3 protein-coding genes are annotated in these 2,121 nt (G+C 62.6%); all 3 read left to right on the plus strand.

All coding sequences use genetic code 11. From position 1 onward, the window contains the following. The first annotated feature begins 29 nt into the window (after window positions 1-29). The 3 genes from F787_RS0113965 to F787_RS0113975 all read left to right on the plus strand — a co-directional run bounded on the left by F787_RS0113965 (window position 30) and on the right by F787_RS0113975 (window position 1,835). Complete coding sequence (locus F787_RS0113965) at window positions 30-1,196, plus strand: nucleotide sugar dehydrogenase (protein ID WP_028492581.1); 1,167 nt, start codon at window positions 30-32, stop codon at window positions 1,194-1,196. 190 nt (window positions 1,197-1,386) lie between these two features. After that, window positions 1,387-1,641 carry a DUF4258 domain-containing protein gene (locus F787_RS0113970; RefSeq protein ID WP_081694156.1) on the plus strand — a complete coding sequence of 85 codons (255 nt, stop codon included), beginning with the start codon at window positions 1,387-1,389 and terminating at the stop codon, window positions 1,639-1,641. 2 nt (window positions 1,642-1,643) lie between these two features. After that, window positions 1,644-1,835: a DUF2283 domain-containing protein gene (locus tag F787_RS0113975; RefSeq protein ID WP_028492583.1), complete on the plus strand. Its 192-nt coding sequence runs from the start codon at window positions 1,644-1,646 to the stop codon at window positions 1,833-1,835. The last annotated feature ends 286 nt before the right edge of the window (window positions 1,836-2,121 follow it).

Consider the following 2,121-nt stretch of genomic DNA (forward strand, 5'->3'; position numbering starts at 1 on the left):
AATCAAAACAGACCAGGAAGGATGACGGAATGAAGATTGCGGTGGCCGGAACCGGTTATGTGGGCCTGTCGAATGCCGTGCTGCTGGCGCAGCACCACGAGGTGGTGGCGCTGGACGTGGTGCCGGAGAAGGTCGAGAAGATCAACCGGGGCGAATCGCCGATCATCGATGCCGAGATCGAGGAGTTCCTGGGCAACGGCTCCCTGAACCTGACCGCGACCCTGGATCCGCAGCAGGCGTACCAGGGCGCGGAGTTCATCATCATCGCCACGCCCACCGACTACGACCCGCAGACCAACTACTTCAATACCCGCTCGGTCGAATCCGTCATCCGCGACGTGCTGGCCATCAACCCGCACGCCACCATGGTGATCAAGTCCACCGTGCCCGTGGGCTACACGCGCGAGATCAAGGCGCAGATGGAGACCGACAACGTCGTGTTCTCGCCCGAGTTCCTGCGCGAGGGGCAGGCCCTGCACGACAACCTGCACCCGTCGCGGATCATCGTCGGTGAACAGTCCGATCGCGCCGAAACCTTTGCCAATCTGCTGGCCGAAGGCGCCGTGGACGACGACATCCCCATGCTGTTCACCAACTCCACCGAGGCCGAGGCGATCAAGCTGTTCGCCAACACCTACCTGGCCATGCGCGTCGCCTATTTCAACGAGCTGGACAGCTACGCCGAGACCCACGGCCTGGATACCCGGCAGATCATCGACGGCGTGTGCCTGGACCCGCGCATTGGCAGCCACTACAACAACCCGTCGTTCGGCTACGGCGGCTACTGCCTGCCGAAGGACACCAAGCAGCTGCTGGCCAACTACGACGAGATCCCCAATAACATCGTCAAGGCCATCGTCGACGCCAACCGCACGCGCAAGGACTTCATCGCCGATGCCGTGATCGCCCGCAACCCGAAGGTGGTGGGCATCTACCGCCTGGTGATGAAGAGCGGGTCCGACAACTTCCGCGCCTCCGCCATCCAGGGCGTGATGAAGCGCATCAAGGCCAAGGGCATCGAGGTGATCGTGTACGAGCCCGAGCTCCCGGACGACGAGTTTTACCGCTCCCGCGTCATCCGCGACCTCGAACAGTTCAAGCGCGAGGCCGACGTGATCGTCGCCAACCGCATCACCGACGACATCCGCGACCAGACCCACAAGATCTACACCCGCGACCTGTTCAACAACGATTAATCCCCCGCAGGAGGCCAGCCCCCTGGCCGATCGGATGTTGGACAGGCCCATCGGCCAGAGGGCTGGCCTCCTACGGATTTTGGGGTTTCCCGCCTGTAGGAGCGCAGCCCCCTGCGCGATGCGGCGCCGGGTATACCCCCATCGGCCAGGGGGCCGGCCTCCTGCAGAAGACTTGACCGAAGGCAATGGAATGCATTCCCAGAGATTTGAACGGCGGGTGACCGTAACGCGCCACGCGGAAGAACGAATGAAACAGCGCGGTATCTCCGAAGCCGACCTCCTGGAATTGCTCGAGTGCGGCGGCGTGCGTTACAAGGACGAGATACGGCTTTGGGTGGCGAAACACTTCGAGGGGCGGTCCGATAATCTTATCTGTGCAGCCGTGATCCTTGAGGAGCATTTGGTGGTCAAAACCGTTATGCACCACTTTGACTGGAGAGAATGACGATGCGCACCACGTATGACGAAGTGGACGACGTTCTCGTGCTTCACCTCTCGGACAAGCCGATCACGCGCGAATGCTCGCAGGACTGGAATACGCACGTGAGCTACGCAGAAGACGGAACGATCGTCGAAGTCGTGATCCTCGAAGCATCCAAACAGGGCGCATGGCCGCTCTTGCGATCCAGAGCCGCTTGATTCCCGTAACCGGCCATGGCGGCGAAGCCTCTGCCGGAGTCGGACGCGGGCAGGGGCTTCGCCTGCGAGCAGGCTCCTACGGGATTTGGATGGAATCGAGTAGCGGATGACGGAATGGAATTGATTACACCTCATGGCAGTGGGCTCTGCGAGCGGTATGTGGACGAGACCATGGCCCGTGCGTTGACCGCCCCGGCGCGGAGCCTGCTCTTGCTGGACCCGCACGGTCGCACGGCCGCGGAGGCCGATGCAGGAGGCCAGCCCCTGGCCGATCGGGCCTGGCCGG

This window comes from Thioalkalivibrio sp. ALE19 (assembly GCF_000428605.1).
In the GTDB taxonomy this organism is placed as follows: Bacteria; Pseudomonadota; Gammaproteobacteria; order Ectothiorhodospirales; family Ectothiorhodospiraceae; genus Thioalkalivibrio.